The organism is Enterobacter cloacae complex sp. SYL003, assembly GCF_049236925.1.
GTDB classification, from domain to species: domain Bacteria; phylum Pseudomonadota; class Gammaproteobacteria; order Enterobacterales; family Enterobacteriaceae; genus Enterobacter; species Enterobacter intestinihominis.
This window is the reverse complement of record NZ_JBMKJK010000001.1, coordinates 206,001-224,141: the sequence shown is the minus strand read 5'-3', so window position 1 is coordinate 224,141 and position 18,141 is coordinate 206,001. Positions and strand designations below refer to the sequence as shown.

General features: G+C 55.6%; 20 protein-coding genes. 8 read left to right on the top strand and 12 right to left on the bottom strand.

The window, feature by feature from the left end; genetic code table 11:
* Positions 1-43: 43 nt before the first annotated feature.
* Both znuC and znuB read left to right on the top strand, forming a co-directional pair.
* Positions 44-799: a zinc ABC transporter ATP-binding protein ZnuC gene (gene znuC, locus ACOT1A_RS01060; RefSeq protein WP_003859757.1), complete on the top strand. Its 756-nt coding sequence runs from the start codon at positions 44-46 to the stop codon at positions 797-799.
* On the top strand, positions 796-1,581 hold the full coding sequence (gene znuB, locus ACOT1A_RS01055; RefSeq protein WP_022648485.1) for a zinc ABC transporter permease subunit ZnuB: 786 nt from the start codon (positions 796-798) through the stop codon (positions 1,579-1,581). The genes znuC and znuB overlap by 4 nt, the downstream gene beginning before the upstream one ends.
* A gap of 52 nt (positions 1,582-1,633) precedes the next feature.
* Here znuB and ruvB read toward each other — a convergent pair whose 3' ends face one another.
* The 6 genes from ruvB to aspS all read right to left on the bottom strand — a co-directional run bounded on the left by ruvB (position 1,634) and on the right by aspS (position 6,889).
* On the bottom strand, positions 1,634-2,644 hold the full coding sequence (gene ruvB, locus ACOT1A_RS01050) for a Holliday junction branch migration DNA helicase RuvB (protein WP_006811035.1): 1,011 nt from the start codon (positions 2,642-2,644) through the stop codon (positions 1,634-1,636).
* Between the two features lie 8 nt (positions 2,645-2,652).
* Complete coding sequence (gene ruvA, locus ACOT1A_RS01045; RefSeq protein ID WP_022648487.1) at positions 2,653-3,267, bottom strand: Holliday junction branch migration protein RuvA; 615 nt, start codon at positions 3,265-3,267, stop codon at positions 2,653-2,655.
* Positions 3,268-3,347: 80 nt separating this feature from the next.
* Positions 3,348-3,869 (bottom strand): crossover junction endodeoxyribonuclease RuvC, encoded by a 522-nt coding sequence (ruvC, locus tag ACOT1A_RS01040; RefSeq protein WP_014884319.1) that lies wholly within the window; start codon positions 3,867-3,869, stop codon positions 3,348-3,350.
* A 34-nt stretch (positions 3,870-3,903) separates the two neighbouring features.
* Positions 3,904-4,644 (bottom strand): YebC/PmpR family DNA-binding transcriptional regulator, encoded by a 741-nt coding sequence (locus ACOT1A_RS01035; protein ID WP_003859747.1) that lies wholly within the window; start codon positions 4,642-4,644, stop codon positions 3,904-3,906.
* Positions 4,645-4,671: 27 nt separating this feature from the next.
* Entirely contained in the window at positions 4,672-5,115 is a 444-nt protein-coding gene (nudB, locus tag ACOT1A_RS01030) for a dihydroneopterin triphosphate diphosphatase (protein WP_023300445.1), read from the bottom strand.
* A 1-nt stretch (position 5,116) separates the two neighbouring features.
* Entirely contained in the window at positions 5,117-6,889 is a 1,773-nt protein-coding gene (gene aspS, locus ACOT1A_RS01025; protein ID WP_023300446.1) for an aspartate--tRNA ligase, read from the bottom strand.
* Between the two features lie 263 nt (positions 6,890-7,152).
* Between aspS and ACOT1A_RS01020 the strand changes: the two genes are divergently transcribed.
* Genes ACOT1A_RS01020 through cmoB form a run of 5 tightly spaced genes read left to right on the top strand, consistent with a single transcriptional unit; the run spans position 7,153 to position 10,733 of the window.
* On the top strand, positions 7,153-7,719 hold the full coding sequence (locus ACOT1A_RS01020; RefSeq protein ID WP_023300447.1) for a hydrolase: 567 nt from the start codon (positions 7,153-7,155) through the stop codon (positions 7,717-7,719).
* Positions 7,716-8,534, top strand: coding sequence for a DUF72 domain-containing protein (locus tag ACOT1A_RS01015; RefSeq protein WP_276169821.1), 819 nt, complete (start codon positions 7,716-7,718; stop codon positions 8,532-8,534). The genes ACOT1A_RS01020 and ACOT1A_RS01015 overlap by 4 nt, the downstream gene beginning before the upstream one ends.
* A 51-nt stretch (positions 8,535-8,585) precedes the next feature.
* On the top strand, positions 8,586-8,981 hold the full coding sequence (locus ACOT1A_RS01010; RefSeq protein WP_003859737.1) for an MAPEG family protein: 396 nt from the start codon (positions 8,586-8,588) through the stop codon (positions 8,979-8,981).
* Positions 8,982-9,021: 40 nt separating this feature from the next.
* A complete protein-coding gene (cmoA, locus tag ACOT1A_RS01005; protein WP_003859735.1) occupies positions 9,022-9,765 on the top strand; it encodes a carboxy-S-adenosyl-L-methionine synthase CmoA in 744 nt (247 codons plus the stop codon).
* Positions 9,762-10,733 (top strand): tRNA 5-methoxyuridine(34)/uridine 5-oxyacetic acid(34) synthase CmoB, encoded by a 972-nt coding sequence (gene cmoB / locus ACOT1A_RS01000; protein WP_015570275.1) that lies wholly within the window; start codon positions 9,762-9,764, stop codon positions 10,731-10,733. Before cmoA ends, cmoB begins: the two co-directional genes overlap by 4 nt.
* Positions 10,734-10,931: 198 nt before the next feature.
* Here cmoB and cutC read toward each other — a convergent pair whose 3' ends face one another.
* Entirely contained in the window at positions 10,932-11,675 is a 744-nt protein-coding gene (gene cutC / locus ACOT1A_RS00995; protein WP_032622415.1) for a copper homeostasis protein CutC, read from the bottom strand.
* 78 nt (positions 11,676-11,753) lie between these two features.
* The gene (locus ACOT1A_RS00990; RefSeq protein ID WP_063841091.1) at positions 11,754-12,314 is read right to left on the bottom strand and encodes a VOC family protein; all 561 of its coding nucleotides are present in this window, start codon (positions 12,312-12,314) and stop codon (positions 11,754-11,756) included.
* Positions 12,315-12,552: 238 nt separating this feature from the next.
* Here ACOT1A_RS00990 and argS point away from each other — a divergent pair, with 238 nt between their 5' ends.
* Entirely contained in the window at positions 12,553-14,286 is a 1,734-nt protein-coding gene (gene argS, locus ACOT1A_RS00985) for an arginine--tRNA ligase (protein WP_180251217.1), read from the top strand.
* Between the two features lie 45 nt (positions 14,287-14,331).
* Here the strand turns inward: argS and ACOT1A_RS00980 are convergent, their stop codons facing one another.
* The 4 genes from ACOT1A_RS00980 to ACOT1A_RS00965 form a co-directional block, all read right to left on the bottom strand.
* A complete protein-coding gene (locus ACOT1A_RS00980) occupies positions 14,332-14,772 on the bottom strand; it encodes a DUF3421 domain-containing protein (RefSeq protein ID WP_022648495.1) in 441 nt (146 codons plus the stop codon).
* A 45-nt stretch (positions 14,773-14,817) separates the two neighbouring features.
* Entirely contained in the window at positions 14,818-15,108 is a 291-nt protein-coding gene (locus ACOT1A_RS00975; RefSeq protein WP_022648496.1) for a hypothetical protein, read from the bottom strand.
* A 245-nt stretch (positions 15,109-15,353) separates the two neighbouring features.
* Complete coding sequence (locus ACOT1A_RS00970; RefSeq protein WP_421625504.1) at positions 15,354-16,493, bottom strand: glycoside hydrolase family 88/105 protein; 1,140 nt, start codon at positions 16,491-16,493, stop codon at positions 15,354-15,356.
* Between the two features lie 4 nt (positions 16,494-16,497).
* The gene (locus tag ACOT1A_RS00965) at positions 16,498-18,081 is read right to left on the bottom strand and encodes an MFS transporter (RefSeq protein WP_022648498.1); all 1,584 of its coding nucleotides are present in this window, start codon (positions 18,079-18,081) and stop codon (positions 16,498-16,500) included.
* Positions 18,082-18,141 lie beyond the last annotated feature (60 nt).

Genomic DNA, 18,141 nt, shown 5'->3' with positions numbered 1-18,141 from the left:
GTGATATTATAACATTCGATGACTTCTGCAAGCTTAAATTGACATGACGACTTTAGTTTCTCTTGAAAATGTTTCGGTCTCATTCGGCCAGCGCCGCGTCCTTTCTGACGTGTCGCTGAATCTGAAGCCCGGCAAAATACTCACGCTGCTCGGCCCTAACGGTGCAGGCAAATCGACGCTGGTGCGCGTCGTATTAGGCCTGGTAGCCCCTGACGCAGGTGTTATCGTCCGCGAGGACAAATTGCGTATCGGCTATGTGCCGCAAAAATTACATCTTGATGCCACCCTGCCCCTGACGGTGAGCCGCTTCCTGCGTCTCCGTCCCGGTACGCGTAAAGCGGATATCCTACCGGCGCTAAAACGCGTTCAGGCGGGACATCTTGTTGAGGCGCCTTTGCAAAAGCTGTCGGGCGGTGAAACCCAGCGCGTATTGCTTGCCCGCGCCCTGCTCAGCAGCCCTCAGCTGCTGGTCCTGGACGAGCCGACGCAGGGTGTCGACGTCAACGGTCAGGTTGCGCTGTACGATCTTATCGACCAGCTCCGTCGGGAGCTTAACTGCGCGGTGCTGATGGTCTCCCATGATCTGCATCTGGTAATGGCCAAAACCGACGAAGTGCTGTGCCTGAACCATCACATCTGTTGTTCCGGCACGCCGGAAGTGGTGTCAATGCACCCCGAATTTATCTCCATGTTTGGCCATCGTGGCGCCGAACAGCTGGGCATCTATCGCCATAATCACAATCACCGCCATGATTTACAGGGACGAATTGTCCTGCGTCGGGGAAATGGACACTCATGATTGAACTGTTATTGCCCGGCTGGCTGGCCGGGATTATGCTTGCCTGCGCCGCGGGTCCACTCGGCTCGTTTGTCGTCTGGCGCAGAATGTCCTATTTCGGCGATACGCTGGCCCATGCGTCATTGCTGGGTGTCGCGTTTGGTTTGTTGCTGGACGTGAACCCTTTTTATGCGGTGATTGTCGTCACGCTGCTGCTGGCCGCCGGTCTGGTCTGGCTGGAAAAACGCCCTCACCTGGCCATTGATACCCTGCTCGGCATTATGGCGCACAGCGCCCTGTCGCTGGGCCTGGTGGTGGTGAGCCTGATGTCCAACATCCGCGTGGACCTGATGGCCTATCTGTTCGGCGATCTGCTGGCCGTCACGCCCGAAGATCTGATTTCGATTGCCATTGGCGTGGTGGTGGTGCTCGGGATCCTGCTGTGGCAGTGGCGGAATTTACTGGCAATGACCGTCAGCCCCGATCTGGCCTTTGTCGACGGCGTGAAGCTTCAGCGCGTGAAGCTGCTCTTGATGCTGGTGACGGCGTTAACCATCGGGGTGGCGATGAAATTTGTTGGCGCGCTGATCATCACGTCGCTGTTGATAATCCCTGCCGCCACGGCGCGTCGTTTTGCGCGTACGCCGGAGCAAATGGCCGGTATCGCGGTGATTATCGGAATGATCGCGGTGACGGGCGGCTTAACCTTCTCGGCGTTCTATGACACGCCAGCAGGGCCGTCGGTGGTATTGTGCGCGGCGGTGTTGTTTATTTTCAGTATGATGAAGAAGACCGCGCAGTAGTCAGCATGTCCCCGGTGGCGCTTCGCTTACCGGGGCTACCATTAATCGCTACTTACGGCATCGCGGGCGGCGTAATGCCGAAATGATTCCACGCCCGCACCGTCGCCATACGACCACGCGGGGTACGCTGTAAAAAGCCCTGCTGGATCAGATACGGCTCCAGCACATCCTCGATAGTCTCACGCTCTTCGCCAATTGCCGCCGCCAGGTTATCCAACCCCACCGGCCCGCCAAAGAACTTATCCAGCACCGCCAGCAGCAGCTTACGGTCCATATAGTCAAAGCCTTCGGCATCAACGTTCAGCATATCCAGCGCCTGCGCAGCAATGTCAGCCGAAATGGTGCCATCGTGTTTCACCTCGGCAAAATCACGCACGCGACGCAGCAGGCGGTTGGCGATACGCGGCGTACCGCGGGAACGTTTTGCCACTTCAAACGCTCCCTCTTCGCTCATATCCAGCCCCATGTAGCGCGCGCTGCGCCCCACAATATGCTGAAGATCGGGCACCTGATAAAACTCCAGACGCTGCACGATACCAAAACGGTCGCGTAGCGGTGAGGTCAGCGAGCCGGCGCGGGTCGTGGCGCCAATCAGGGTAAACGGTGGCAGATCGATTTTGATCGAGCGCGCGGCCGGGCCTTCGCCGATCATGATATCCAGCTGGTAATCCTCCATCGCCGGATAGAGCACTTCCTCCACCACCGGGGACAGGCGGTGGATTTCATCGATAAACAGCACGTCATGCGGTTCGAGGTTGGTCAGCATCGCCGCCAGGTCCCCTGCTTTCTCCAGCACCGGGCCGGAGGTGGTACGCAGGTTAACGCCCATTTCGTTGGCGACGATATTCGCCAGGGTGGTTTTACCTAACCCCGGCGGACCAAAAATCAGCAGGTGATCGAGCGCATCGCCGCGCAGCTTTGCCGCCTGGATGAAAATCTCCATCTGAGAACGAACCTGCGGCTGGCCAATGTACTCATCCAGCAGTTTGGGACGGATCGCGCGATCCACCACGTCATCTGGCTGAATGGTGCCTGCCGATACCAGGCGGTCTGCTTCAATCATCCTTTACCTCACAATGCAGCGCGCAGCGCTTCACGAATCAGAGTTTCACTGCTGGCATCCGGTTTGGCAACTTTACTCACCATACGGCTGGCCTCCTGAGGTTTATAGCCCAGCGCCACCAGCGCGGCAACCGCTTCCTGCTCGGCATCATCATCCGTCGCTGGCCCGCCCGGTGAAGTCAGCACCAGATCGGCTGCCGGAGTGAACAGATCGCCATGCAGACCTTTAAAGCGGTCCTTCATCTCGACAATCAGGCGCTCGGCGGTTTTCTTGCCGATGCCCGGAAGTTTAATTAACGCAGCCGGATCTTCGCGCTCAACGGCATTCACAAACTGTGGCGCTGACATACCGGACAGAATCGCCAGCGCCAGCTTGGGCCCGACGCCGTTGGTTTTGATTAATTCGCGGAACAGGGTGCGTTCCTGTTTGTTATTGAATCCGTACAGCAGCTGAGCGTCTTCACGCACCACAAACTGGGTAAAGACAACCGCCTCTTTGCCCGCCTCCGGCAACTCGTAGAAGCAGGTCATCGGCATATGGACTTCATAGCCCACGCCACCCACTTCCAGCAGCACTAACGGGGGTTGTTTTTCAATGATGATGCCTCTGAGTCTGCCTATCACGTGACGCTCCTGCGTTCTGGATGAAATTAACTGCCGACATAATAAAAAAAGGCTGGATAAACATCCAGCCTGATTTGTCATTATCGTAATCTGCCTCGCGCCAGATTGAGCCGCGACTCACTCATTTGCATCGCGTTCTGGCTGACGTGGCAGTGGGTAATCGCAATGGCCAGCGCATCGGCGGCGTCGGCCTGCGGGTTCGCCGGGAGCTTCAGCAGGGTACGCACCATGTGCTGCACCTGGCTTTTCTCCGCGCTACCTATGCCCACCACCGTCTGCTTAACCTGACGGGCCGCGTATTCAAACACTGGCAGGTCCTGGTTCACGGCGGCAACTATCGCCACGCCGCGCGCCTGCCCGAGCTTTAACGCCGAGTCAGCGTTCTTCGCCATAAAGACCTGCTCGATGGCGAAAAAGTCCGGCTGAAACTGGGTGATGATCTCCGACACGCCCGCATAAATGAGCTTCAGGCGCGACGGCAGATCGTCCACTTTGGTACGAATACAGCCGCTGCCGAGGTAGGTTAGCTGGCGTCCCACCTGACGGATAACGCCATACCCGGTGACGCGTGAGCCGGGGTCAATCCCGAGGATAATCGACATCACGCGTCTCCCGTAAACGGTTTACAGGCTCTCATCAGAGAGTCGCTGCAACCTCATCAGAGATTTCACCGTTGTGATACACTTCCTGCACGTCGTCGCAGTCTTCGAGCATGTCGATCAGACGCAGCAGTTTCGGTGCGGTTTCTGCATCCATGTCCGCTTTTGTGGAAGGGATCATGGACACTTCAGCGTTATCCGCTTTCAGACCTGCCGCTTCCAGCGCATCGCGCACGGCACCCATCTCTTCCCATGCGGTGTAGACATCGATAGCGCCGTCGTCGTAGGTCACTACGTCTTCCGCACCGGCTTCCAGCGCCGCTTCCATGATCGCATCTTCGTCGCCTTTCTCGAAGGAGATGACGCCTTTTTTGCTGAACAGGTAAGCAACGGAACCGTCAGTGCCCAGATTACCACCGGTTTTGGTGAACGCGTGGCGCACTTCCGCAACGGTACGGTTACGGTTGTCGGACAGGCACTCTACCATCACCGCCGTACCGCCAGGACCGTAACCTTCATAAATGATGGTTTCCATGTTCGCGTCTTCATCACCGCCCACGCCACGTGCGATTGCACGGTTCAGGGTGTCTCGCGTCATGTTGTTGGACAGGGCTTTATCCACCGCCGCGCGCAGACGTGGGTTAGAGGCCGGATCGCCGCCACCCAGACGCGCCGCTGTTACCAGCTCACGAATGATTTTGGTAAAGATTTTACCGCGTTTGGCATCCTGTGCCGCTTTACGGTGTTTGGTGTTGGCCCACTTACTATGACCTGCCATAAAAAGTTCTCCAAAAATCGCGCCTTCTCAGGCAGCGTTAATTACAAATTCTTCTATCGCCTGCCGGTTGCTCCATGACTTGGTCAGTGCGGCGGCATCCGCCGCATCCACCCAGCGGTAGGTCAGGTGTTCCGTGAACACGATCTCCCGCTCATGGGGAAGCGCAAGGCAGAACCACGATTCCGTATTGCGCTCAATTCCCGGTGCATAGCGATGACGTAAATGGCTAAAAATTTCAAACTCCACCGTGCGCTGACAGTCCTTCAGGGTCAGTTGCTCGCGAGCAACGTCAATGGCGACCTCTTCCTTTACTTCACGCGCGGCGGCCTGCGGCGCGGACTCTCCCTCTTCCAGACTGCCGGTAACCGACTGCCAGAAATCAGGATCGTCGCGCCGCTGCAACATCAGCACCCGCTTCGAGTCTTCTGCATAAATGACCACCAGAACCGAAACGGGACGCTTATATGCCATATCAGTTTTTCTCTTCCTTCTTCACCACCTCAATGCCCAGCTCAGCCAGCGCGGCCGGGTTGGCAAAGCTTGGCGCTTCAGTCATCAGACACGCCGCTGCGGTGGTTTTCGGGAAGGCGATAACATCACGGATGTTGTCGGTGCCGGTCAGCAGCATGGTCAGACGGTCAAGACCAAAGGCCAGACCCGCGTGCGGAGGCGTACCGTATTTCAGGGCGTCCAGCAGGAAGCCAAACTTCTCGCGCTGCTCCTGCTCGTTAATGCCCAGAATGCCGAACACGGTCTGCTGCATTTCACCGCTGTGAATACGCACGGAGCCGCCGCCCACTTCGTAGCCGTTGATAACCATATCGTAGGCATTCGCTACCGCATCTTCCGGTGCAGCCTTCAGTTCCGCCGCCGTCATGTCTTTTGGCGAGGTGAACGGGTGGTGCATCGCGGTCAGGCCGCCTTCACCGTCGTCTTCAAACATCGGGAAGTCGATCACCCACAGCGGCGCCCATTTGCTTTCATCGGTCAGGTTGAGGTCTTTGCCGAGCTTCAGACGCAGCGCGCCCATCGCATCCGCAACGACTTTCTTGTTGTCTGCGCCGAAGAAGATCATGTCGCCGTCCTGCGCGCCGGTGCGCTCCAGAATAGCTTCCACGATGTCCGCATTCAGGAATTTCGCAACAGGGCTGGTAATGCCTTCCAGACCTTTAGCACGCTCGGTTACTTTAATATAGGCCAGACCTTTCGCACCGTAGATCTTGATGAAGTTGCCGTAGTCGTCAATCTGCTTACGGCTCAGCGCAGCACCGCCCGGTACGCGCAGGGCAGCCACGCGGCCTTTCGGATCGTTAGCCGGACCAGCAAAGACCGCAAACTCAACGGCTTTCACCAGGTCTGCCACGTCCACCAGCTCCATCGGGTTACGCAGGTCTGGTTTGTCGGAGCCGTAGCGACGCTCGGCTTCCGCGAAGGTCATGATTGGGAAATCACCCAGCTCAACGCCTTTCACGTCGTTCCACAGGCTACGCACCAGGGCTTCCATCACCTCACGCACCTGCTCGGCGGTCATGAAGGAGGTTTCCACATCGATCTGGGTAAATTCTGGCTGACGATCTGCACGCAGATCTTCATCGCGGAAGCATTTCACGATCTGATAGTAGCGGTCGAAGCCTGACATCATCAGCAGCTGTTTGAACAGCTGTGGTGACTGCGGCAGCGCATAGAATTTGCCTTTATGGACGCGGGATGGCACCAGGTAGTCGCGCGCGCCTTCCGGCGTGGCTTTGGTCAGCATCGGGGTTTCGATATCGAGGAAACCGTGGTCATCCATAAAGCGACGCACCAGGCTGGTGATTTTCGCACGGGTTTTCAGGCGCTGAGCCATCTCCGGGCGACGCAGATCCAGGTAGCGGTATTTAAGCCGCGCTTCTTCGGTGTTGACGTGGTTGGAGTCCAGCGGCAACGCTTCTGCGCGATTGATAATCACCAGATCGGACGCCAGCACTTCGATAGCACCGGTCGCCATGTCGGCGTTGATGTTTTTCTCGTCACGCGCACGCACGGTGCCCGTCACCTGAATGCAGAACTCATTACGCAGCTCAGAGGCCAGCTTCAACGCATCAGCGCGATCCGGATCGAAGAACACCTGAACGATACCTTCGCGGTCACGCATATCAATAAAGATAAGGCTACCAAGATCGCGACGACGATTGACCCAACCACACAGGGTGACCTGCTGCCCGACGTGGGACTGACGCAGCTGCCCGCAATATTCTGTACGCATGAGATATCCCTTAATTAGCCGCAGGCTGATTGTCGCCTGTCTTACAGGCTACGATGTCGCAGCTTTCTGTATGTCACAACTGGATGAAAAAAGGCGGCTATTATACTGGAAATTCTGCCGCACGATAAGAGCGAAGCACGGCCTGACGCGTGTTTGCTGTGCTCTTATTGTCTATTCTCACAAAAATTAACAAAATTATCCGACCGATAACAGGCCATCCCGTCGTAAGGTGTAAAAAAGCAATTAATTTTACTGGAGTGACAATGTTAACGCTTGATGCCACCAAAACCGCCCTTGTGGTCATTGATTTACAGGAAGGGATCCTGCCTTTTGCCGGTGGTCCACACACCGCTGACGATGTTGTAAGCCGCGCTGCGCGTCTGGCGGAAAAATGCCGGGCCAGCGGTGCGCCTGTCGTCATGGTGCGCGTCGGCTGGTCCACTGATTTCGCCGAAGCGCTAAAGCAGCCAGTTGATGCTCAGGCCCCGGCGCATGCGCTGCCGGACAACTGGTGGACATACCCGGTCTCACTCGGTAAACGCGACAGCGATGTAGAAGTCACCAAACGCCAGTGGGGCGCATTCTATGGCACTGACCTGGAGCTCCAGCTGCGCCGTCGCGGGATAGACACTATTATTCTGTGCGGGATCTCCACCAACATCGGTGTGGAATCCACCGCCCGTAACGCCTGGGAGCTGGGCTTTAACCTGGTGATAGCGGAAGATGCGTGCAGCGCAGCCTCTGCGGATCAGCATCAGGGCAGCATGACCCATATCTTCCCGCGTATTGGTCGCGTGCGCAGCACGGATGAGATCCTCAGCGCGCTATGATGTACGTGGGTTTGCCCCAGTGGTCGCACCCGAAATGGGTGCGCCTGGGTATTACTGGCCTTGAAGAGTATGCCCGACACTTTAACTGCGTGGAGGGCAATACCACGCTGTACGCTCTGCCACGCACGGAGATCGTCGAGCGCTGGCGCGAGCAAACCACCGACGATTTCCGCTTTTGCTTCAAATTTCCGGCAACCATCTCCCACAACGCCGCACTGCGAAACTGCGATGATTTAACCCACGAGTTTTTCACCCGGATGTCGCCCCTGGCAAACCGTATTGGCCAGTACTGGCTCCAGCTTCCCGCCACGTTCGGCCCGCGCGATCTACAAGCCCTCTGGCAGTTTCTCGACGCCCTGCCCCACGATTTCACGTACGGTGTGGAGGTGAGGCATCCAGATTTCTTTGCCAAAGGTGACGCGGAGAAAGCGCTGAATCGCGGCCTGCATGAACGATCGGTCAACCGCGTGATCCTCGACAGCCGCCCCGTGCACAGCGCAATCCCGCACAGCGAAGCCGTTGTTGATGCCCAGCGCAAAAAACCGAAAGTACCGGTTCACGCCATTGTTACCGCGCAGAACCCGATGGTGCGGTTTATCGGCAGCGATAACATGCAACAGAATGAAGAGATGTTCGCCGTCTGGCTGCAAACGCTCGCGAAATGGGAGCAAACCACCTCTCCGTACCTGTTTTTACATACGCCGGATATTGCCCAGGCACCTGAACTGGTCGATGCTCTCTGGCAGGCCTTGCAGCAGGCGGTTCCGTCGGTTGGCCCCGCGCCGTCCATCCCACAACAATCTTCTCTTTTCTGAAATCACCCCCTATCATAGAGACGTGCCATCTGCCAAAAACAGGGAGTTAGTATGGTCAGCGCGCTGTATGCGGTGTTAGGTGCATTACTGCTGATTAAATTTTCATTTGATGTTGTGCGCCTGAGAATGCAGTACCGCGTCTCCTACGGTGACGGGGGCTTTTCTGAGCTGCAAAGCGCAATCCGGATCCACGGCAACGCGGTCGAGTACATTCCCGTCGCGTTAATTTTACTGCTGTTAATGGAGATGGATGGCGCTGAAACCTGGATGGTGCACGTCTGTGGGCTGCTGCTGATTGCAGGGCGTTTGATGCATTATTATGGTTTTCACCACCGCCTGATCCGCTGGCGTCGTTCCGGCATGAGCGCGACCTGGTGCTCGCTTTTGCTGATGGTGCTGGCTAACCTTTGGTATATGCCGTGGGAGTTGGTTTTCTCCTTCCATTAGCGCACAATATGCCCCTTTATTTTTCCCGGATTTTTACGTTATGTCAGATCGCGACACGCTTTTTTCCGCGCCTATCGCCAGCCTGGGCGACTGGACCTTTGATGAACGGGTAGCCGAAGTCTTCCCGGATATGATCCAGCGCTCTGTTCCCGGTTATTCCAATATCATCTCCATGATCGGCATGCTGGCGGAGCGTTTTGTTCAACCCGGCACGCAGGTCTATGACCTGGGCTGTTCGCTGGGAGCGGCAACGCTGTCCATTCGTCGTAACGTTCATCACGAAGGCTGCAAGATTGTGGCTGTCGATAACTCACCGGCCATGGTTGAACGCTGCCGTCGCCACATTGACGCGTATAAAGCCCCTACGCCTGTGGAGGTGGTGGAAGGCGATATCCGCGATATCGACATCCAGAACGCCTCGATGGTGGTACTGAACTTTACCCTTCAGTTCCTGGTGCCGGACGATCGTCAGCGGTTGCTGGATAAAATTTATCAGGGTCTGAACCCGGGCGGCGCGCTGGTGTTGTCTGAGAAATTCAGCTTTGAAGACGCCAGCGTGGGCGAATTGCTGTTCAATATGCACCATGATTTCAAGCGTGCAAACGGCTACAGCGAGCTGGAGATCAGCCAGAAGCGCAGCATGCTTGAAAACGTCATGCTGACGGATTCCGTTGAAACCCACAAAGCGCGCCTGCGCAAAGCCGGATTCGAACACAGCGAACTGTGGTTCCAGTGCTTTAATTTTGGTTCTCTGGTGGCGCTGAAAGCCGGAGACGCAGCATGATCGAGTTCGGTAATTTCTATCAGCTGATTGCCAAAAACCACCTATCCCACTGGCTGGAAACCCTGCCTGCGCAAATTGCCACCTGGCAGCGCGATCAGCAGCATGGTCTGTTGAAGCAGTGGTCCAACGCCGTGGAGTTTCTGCCTGAACTGACGCCTCATCGTCTGGATTTACTGCACAGCGTGACGGCGGAGAGCGAAGAGCCGCTCCCGGCCGGGCAGATCAACCGCATTGAAACGCTGATGCGTAACCTGATGCCGTGGCGCAAAGGGCCGTTCTCGCTGTACGGCGTGAACATCAATACCGAATGGCGCTCAGACTGGAAGTGGGATCGCGTTCTGCCGCATTTATCCGACCTGACCGGGCGCACCATTCTGGACGTGGGCTGCGGTAGCGGCTATCACATGTGGCGCATGATCGGCGCAGGCGCGCATCTGGCCGTCGGTATCGATCCGATGCAGCTGTTCCTGTGCCAGTTTGAAGCGGTGCGAAAGCTGCTGGGTAACGACCAGCGCGCGCACCTGCTGCCGCTGGGTATCGAGCAACTCCCTGCCCTGAAAGCGTTTGATACCGTGTTCTCGATGGGCGTGCTGTACCACCGTCGTTCCCCGCTGGAGCATCTCTGGCAACTGAAAGATCAGCTGGTCAGCGGCGGTGAGCTGGTGCTGGAAACGCTGGTCATCGAAGGGGATGAACATGCCGTTCTGGTGCCAGGCGATCGCTATGCGCAGATGCGCAACGTTTACTTCATCCCTTCCGCGCTGGCGCTGAAGAACTGGCTGGAGAAATGTGGGTTTGTCGATGTACGCATCGCCGATGTGTGCGTGACGTCGGTTGAGGAACAGCGCCGCACCGACTGGATGATCACCGAATCGCTGGAGCAGTTCCTCGACCCGGACGATCACAGTAAAACCATCGAAGGCTATCCGGCCCCGATGCGTGCGGTGCTGATTGCAACGAAGCCGTAGTATTTATCCCCTCACCCCGGCCCTCTCCCCAAAGGGGCGAGGGTGAAAAGACCGCACCGTGCAGTCCCCTCTCCCCTGTGGGGAGAGGGTTAGGGTGAGGGGCAAGAATAAAAAAAGGCCCCTGTTGAAATTGCAGGGGCCTGGTACAAGCAAGCATCATATTGGGCGACATGATGCGCGGTAAAAATCGGTACGTTGCTACACGTGATGACGTTCAATCAGCGATTTCATTTCCGCAACCGACTCTCCATCCACACCGTAGCGCGAGTACTCATCCGCTTCAGCATCCGTCGACATTGACAACCCTGTATTGCGATAACGCATGGGTGAAGGTATCCATTTACCCGCCGAGCTGTGTAGCTCTTCCACCCCTGCGTTTAAAAACAGTTCCAGATTGCTGGCGCGTACTCCTGCGCCCGCCATGATTATTGGAACACCGGAATGTACTTTTAGTTCCGTAATTAATTTCAGTCCTTTTTCAGCCGAGGGCTGCTGGCCCGACGTCAGAACGCGCGCCACGCCCAGTTCTGCCAGCGTATCAAAGGCTTGTATCGGATCCTGACACATATCGAACGCACGATGAAAAGTGACCGCCATTCCCTGGGCTGCACGCATGACCTGGCGCATACGCGAAAGATCGATGTTTCCGTCTTCGTCCAGCACACCGATCACCAGGCCCGGAAAACCGGAATCACGGACGAGGGCGATATCCTCAAGCATGGCACTGAACTCACCCGCCGTATAACAAAAATCACCGCCGCGCGGGCGAATAATCGGGTGCACCGGAATGGTGATGGCCTGACGGGCTGATTTCAGCACGCCAAAGGACGGGGTTAATCCCCCTTCTTTCGGTGCCGCGCAAAGCTCGATGCGATCGGCCCCCTGCCGTTGCGCAGTGACGGCACACTCCACGCTGTAACAACAAATTTCCAGCAGCGCCATGTCATCCTCCTTAAATTTCACTCAACGTACCATCGTGGCACGTTGCCCGATTCGTGTCTGGATCGACGCTCACAGTGCTTACGCTTCGCTGGCGACGATCTGCTCAATAGTCCAGGGATGGAATTTCACCGTCACGTTGCCGTCCGTTACGGCAAGCGTAGGGTTCGGTAAGCGTTCGCGCTCACCTTTTGGCGAGCTGGTTTTGACGAAAATACCCGGCTGGCTTAACCCCTCGTCGGAAAGCAGCGCCAGCGCACGGGCGTTCAGCGTCTCGGGCTCCCCAGGCAGAACAATTTCGATATGCTCCCAGCCTTCGTGCGGATAACGCTTCTCTCCTGGCCAGGGCAGTTCCACAACGGTGAATTGCCAGTGCGCCACCGTAACCGGCGTGTGAAGTTTGAACAGGCAAATCGGGCGACCGTTAATGATATTCTCTGACAGCAGTTCTCCGCACTGTTCAAAGCCACGCCGCCAGCGTTCTGCGGTGGCATTCTGGTGGCAGCGCAAAGAGATGTGATCGGCCTCAAGCGGCGCGATATCCAGCCCGAGACGGGTGGCAAGTTCTGTGAACGCCTGGGTGAAGCGCGGTAAATCTGCGGAAATATCATGCAGTTCGTCAATGGTGTGCCAGTTCGCCATAGGTCAGTCTCGTTTCGTGTCGCAAAGCCGCTAATTTACTCTGTTGCCCTCTGTCGACCAACCGCATAATCACGGTTTTTTCGACTGCATGATTATGCATACCGTCTTCGCCTGGATTCTGAGCGATCTTCGCCCCCCGCAGGGCTGACGCCCGAGGGCATTTGCAGTATACTCCCGCCCTAAATTCTTAAACTGGCGTGGGTGTTTTTTACCCGCATCAAAAACGTAAGGTATCCAGGTGAATATTCAGGCTCTTCTCTCAGAAAAAGTCAGTCAGGCACTGATTGCCGCAGGTGCGCCTGCGGATTGCGAACCACAGGTTCGTCAGTCAGCGAAAGTACAGTTTGGCGACTATCAGGCTAATGGCGTGATGGCAGTGGCTAAAAAACTGGGCATGCCGCCGCGACAGCTCGCTGAGCAGGTACTGACGCATCTGGACCTCAACGGCATCGCCAGCAAAACCGAAATCGCCGGTCCGGGCTTTATCAACATTTTCCTTGAGCCTGCGTTCCTGGCAAGCCAAGTTGACGCGGCGCTGAAATCTGACCGTCTTGGCGTGGCTCAGCCAGAAGCGCAGACTGTGGTGGTTGACTACTCCGCGCCAAACGTGGCGAAGGAGATGCACGTCGGTCACCTGCGCTCCACCATTATCGGTGATGCGGCCGTGCGTACCCTGGAGTTCCTCGGTCACAAGGTGATCCGCGCTAACCACGTAGGCGACTGGGGCACGCAGTTCGGTATGCTGATCGCATATCTGGAAAAACAGCAGCAGGAAAACGCAGGCGAAATGGCGCTGGCAGACCTTGAAGGTTTCTACCGTGAAGCCAAAAAACACTACGACGAAGACGAAGCCTTTGCCGAGCGCGCGCGCAGCTACGTGGTGAAACTTCAAGGCGGCGATCCGTACTTCCTCGAGATGTGGCGCAAGCTGGTGGACATCACCATGTCCCAGAACCAGCTTACCTATAACCGTCTGAACGTGACCCTGACCCGCGACGACGTAATGGGTGAAAGCCTGTATAACCCGATGCTGCCGGGCATTGTGGCGGACCTGAAAGCCAAAAACCTGGCGGTGGAAAGCGAAGGCGCAACGGTAGTATTCCTTGATGAGTATAAAAACAAGGAAGGCGAACCGATGGGCGTGATCGTCCAGAAAAAGGATGGCGGCTATCTCTACACCACCACCGATATCGCCTGTGCGAAATACCGTTACGAAACCCTGCATGCAGACCGCGTGCTGTATTACATCGACTCCCGTCAGCACCAGCACCTGATGCAGGCGTGGACTATCGTGCGTAAAGCGGGTTATGTACCTGAATCCGTGCCGCTGGAACACCACATGTTCGGCATGATGCTGGGTAAAGACGGTAAGCCGTTCAAAACCCGTGCGGGGGGCACCGTGAAGCTCTCCGATCTGCTGGATGAAGCGCTGGAGCGCGCCCGTCGCCTGGTGGCCGAGAAGAACCCGGACATGCCTGCTGACGAGCTGGAGAAACTGGCTAACGCGGTTGGGATCGGTGCGGTAAAATACGCGGATCTCTCCAAGAACCGTACCACCGACTATATCTTCGACTGGGACAACATGCTGGCGTTTGAAGGCAACACGGCGCCATACATGCAGTACGCTTACACCCGCGTACTCTCCGTCTTCCGTAAAGCCAGTATTGACGAAAGCGTGCTGGCGAACGCCACGGTGACCCTTACCGAAGACCGTGAAGCACAGCTGGCTGCCCGCCTGCTTCAGTTCGAAGAGACGCTCTCTGTGGTCGCGCGCGACGGTACGCCGCACGTTATGTGTGCTTACCTTTACGATCTGGCCGGTCTGTTCTCTGGCTTCTACGAACACTGCCCTATCCTGACCGCCGAGAGCGAAGCGGTGCGTAACAGCCGCCTGAAGCTGGCGCAGCTGACGGCGAAGACCCTGAAACTGGGTCTGGATACTCTGGGTATCGAAACCATAGAACGTATGTAAAAAAGAAACCCGGCGGTTGCCGGGTTTTTTTATAAATGAACGCCATCAGTCGTGAACGAGTACCTGGAAGGTATCTAATTCATACTCTCTGCCGTTATAGCCGATGCAGCAACCTCTGCTGAGGTGACTTCCAGCTTTACCCACAAAGAGACCGTTATCGAATTTTGCGCGGGCAACGTAGAGCTTAGTGCCATTGGCTTCATGTCCCGCCTCAACCATATTCGGTGGGAAATGTTTATCCTTAACGTCTACCCATTTTAAAGCGCCCACGTAAACTTCAAATTCATTACAAAAGTGCTCTCTTCCTCCCCATGGGACCCATGCCGTATTGCCGAACACCCATTTCCCCGGATGAATCCCACCATTCACTTTTGCGCGAATAATAAACAATGGAGATGGTCCTTTGATACCAGGAACACCTATTTCATAACCTGCTACAGGCGCGTCCAATGGGATAAACTCATCTCTTTTCGCTGATTTCCACATAATGATGTCCTTTTCAGTCTAAATAATTATCCGTAGTTAAAATCATTAAAACTCAGAAATTGAATGAATGGCAAAGTCATTATTCAGGCTTTGAAAAATAATCACCTTAACCAGTGATTTTTCCGGGCCTTCCGCATGGATAAAACGGCGAAGCGCAATAAAGGTATGGAACTGGCCAGCCACAAGCTGGCTTCCGACATACAGTAGTGGGAAATAACCCGCACCATCAATATCCTTGAAAACCGTGTCGAACATATTGATATGTTCATCAGACATTTTATCGGCATGCATATTTACAGCAGGGTTAACGATAATACCGCCCATTGTATTTTCCATTGCATCACTCCTTGTATGAATATTAGAAGAATCTTAACGCAGATAAAAAACAGGATAAATACGAATTGTGTTTTGTGAAGAAAATCACGATTTAATATTAAGCGTAATGTATTTCCAGCCTAGTATTCACCACATCAATATATAACACGCCTGATATTGATAGCGTAAGGTATTTTCCCGGTGCCATTTTAAAAAAAAGCCTCTTCTAAAAGAGGCTTTGCAGTAATGAGATTATTATTCAGGTATTAAAAATATTTCCGTAAATATTCCGTCAGACACAGAATCGCCATTGCCTGGCCATACGGCATCGAGGTCAGCGGTATCTGGCGGTAAAACGCCAGATCGCTGCCCATCCCCGTCCCGAAGGACGTTTGCAGCAGTTCCCCTTCCGGCGAGATGTTTTGCACGATACCGCGGATCGCTTTCTCCGCCACCTCTGCATACTCTGCACCGACATACCGCTTGCGCACGGCTTTCAGAATGCCGTAGGCAAACCCTGCCGTGGCCGACGCCTCCAGATAAGAATCAGGATCGTCCAGCAGCGTATGCCACAATCCACTCTCATCCTGACATTTTGCCAGTGCGGCGATCTGCGCATTTAGCACCTGCACCAGATAGCGACGAACGGCGTTGTTTTCTGGCAGATCCACCAGTTCGAGGAAATCCGGGATCACGATGGTCAACCAGCTGTTGCCGCGCGCCCAGCGGGCCCGGGCAAAGTTGTGATTGCCGTCGTAATTCCAGCCGTGGAACCACAGCCCCGTCTCACGATCCATCAGGTTCTGTACGTGGAGCAGGAACTGATAGATCGCCTCCTCGACGTACTCCGGCTTATTAAGCAGCTTGCCGATTTTCGCCAGCGGCAGCACCGTCATCATCAGCGTGTCATCCCACATCTGCTGATGGTTCTCTTCCGCCAGTGTGATGTGCTGCATGCCGCCATGTTCGGTGCGCGGCATCTCATTCATCGCCCATTCCGCCCAGCTTTCCAGCCACGGCAACCAGGCCGGGTTTTTGGTCTCTTCGTAGCGATACGCCAGTGTCAGGAACGGCGACATGGTATTCACGTTTTTGGTGGTTGCGCCTTCTGCGAAACGGTCATTAAACCAGCTGTCGATAATCTCGCGCATGCCTGCGTCACCGGTCTGGCAGTAATACTGCCAGATACCGTACAAACCAACGCCGTGCGTCCATTCCCATCCGGCCCAGCCTTTGGTGTCGATCACGCGCCCGTCGTCCAGCCGCAGCAAAAACTCGCCCGTTTTGTCGTGGATATTGACCAGATTATGCGTCACCTTTTGAATCAGCGATTTCAGTTCATCCCTGGCGATGAAGCGCTCAGGCTGACGCAGTAACGGGCTATGTATGACAGGCCAAACTTTCATCATCTTAACCTCTGTTGTATGTCGAATTCAGTACCGCACGATCCTTCAGTGAAGGGGCCGCCGGCTTGTTGCGATTCAGGTAACCGATATTGTTGTTGCCCCACAGGGATTCATACGGCATACCGGCCAGCATCTCCACGGTGGCGCGGGCCTGCGGGGTCGCCGCCTCCGGCATCGCATGGCCGGACTCGCGCATTTTCGCGGTCTCTTCACGCAGGGTGCTGTGGGTCTGCAAATTGAGTTTGAAGCGCAGGGAGACCAGGAAGCCGCAGAACAGTACCAGAATGGTGCCGACGCTCAGGATCATCAGGATAGTGTGGCTCACTTCCGCAGGCTGCACTTTTTGTCCGCTGACAAAGCCAGACATCTGCATCACGATCCCCACCAGCATTACCGCACCGGCCTGGGACGCTTTACGGGTCAGCGTCATGATGCCCGCGAAGATCCCTTCGCGACGCTGACCGGTGATCACTTCGTCCACGTCAGCAATGTAGGTGTAGGTATTCCACGGTACGTAGTTAATACCCCCGCGGCCAAGACCGGCAACCGCAGAGATCAGCAGCAGCAGAGCGTAAACGTCGCTCAGGCCCGCGTAATAAAGCACCGCGTAAGAGAGCGAGGCCAGGCCAAACAGCACGACCACCATGCGGTAAGACGGCGCAGGTCCGAAGCGAATGCACAGCGGGATCATGCCAATCACGGCGAGGAACTGGAAGATGGCCATCGTGCCCAGCAGGTTGGACGCCATGGATGCTTCCTGCATCAGCACAAACACCACGTAATAGGTGAATACGGCGTTGAACACATCCTGGGCAATATAGCCGCCGAGATACATGCCCAGATGCTGGCGGAAAATCTTGATACGCAGCGTCGAACTTAATTCGACAAAAAGACGGTTCAGGCTCTGTCCCAGGGTCAGCTTTTTCTTCTCTTCTTCAGCGCGCAGGGCTGCTTCAGACCACTCTTCCCGCGGACGCTCCCAGGTGAAGAACCAGACGAAAGTAAGCATCAGCGCGCAGAGTACGGAGAAGACCAGGCTTGCATAGAAGAAGGAGATCGCGTTGTCTTTGCCGAAATGCGTGAGCAGGATCCCCGGCAGAAAGGAGGCCAGAATGGCTGACATCTGGGCCATGGAGATACGCGCCCCGGAGAATTTGGTTTTTTGTTTGAAATCGTCAGTCATTTCCGGCACCAGCGTTTCATACGGCACCAGAATCATGGTGTAAACAATATCAAAGATCAGATACGTCAGCAGGTAATACCAGAAACTCATGTCCCCTACCCACATCAGCGAGTAGCTGAAAACGCAGGGAATACCGAGCAGGATGAAGAACTTACGCCGGCCAAAACGCTTACCCAGCCAGGTGGTACCAAAATTATCGGTTAAGAAGCCCATTAACGGACTGACAACCGCATCCAGCACCCTTGCGGCGGCGAAGATAAAGGTTGCTTCAATCGGTGTGAGTCCACAGAAGGTCGTATAAAAATACAAAAGCCAGGCGGCCGTCAGGGCGGTAGTACCCGCTCCGAGGAAGTCCCCTGAACCGTAAGCAAGATAATTTGCGAGTCCAATTTTACGTGTTTTCATTGCCGTCAACCCTAATCAGTTTTGGGAGACTCCCTGTAAGCAAACCTCGTCCGGGAGTTT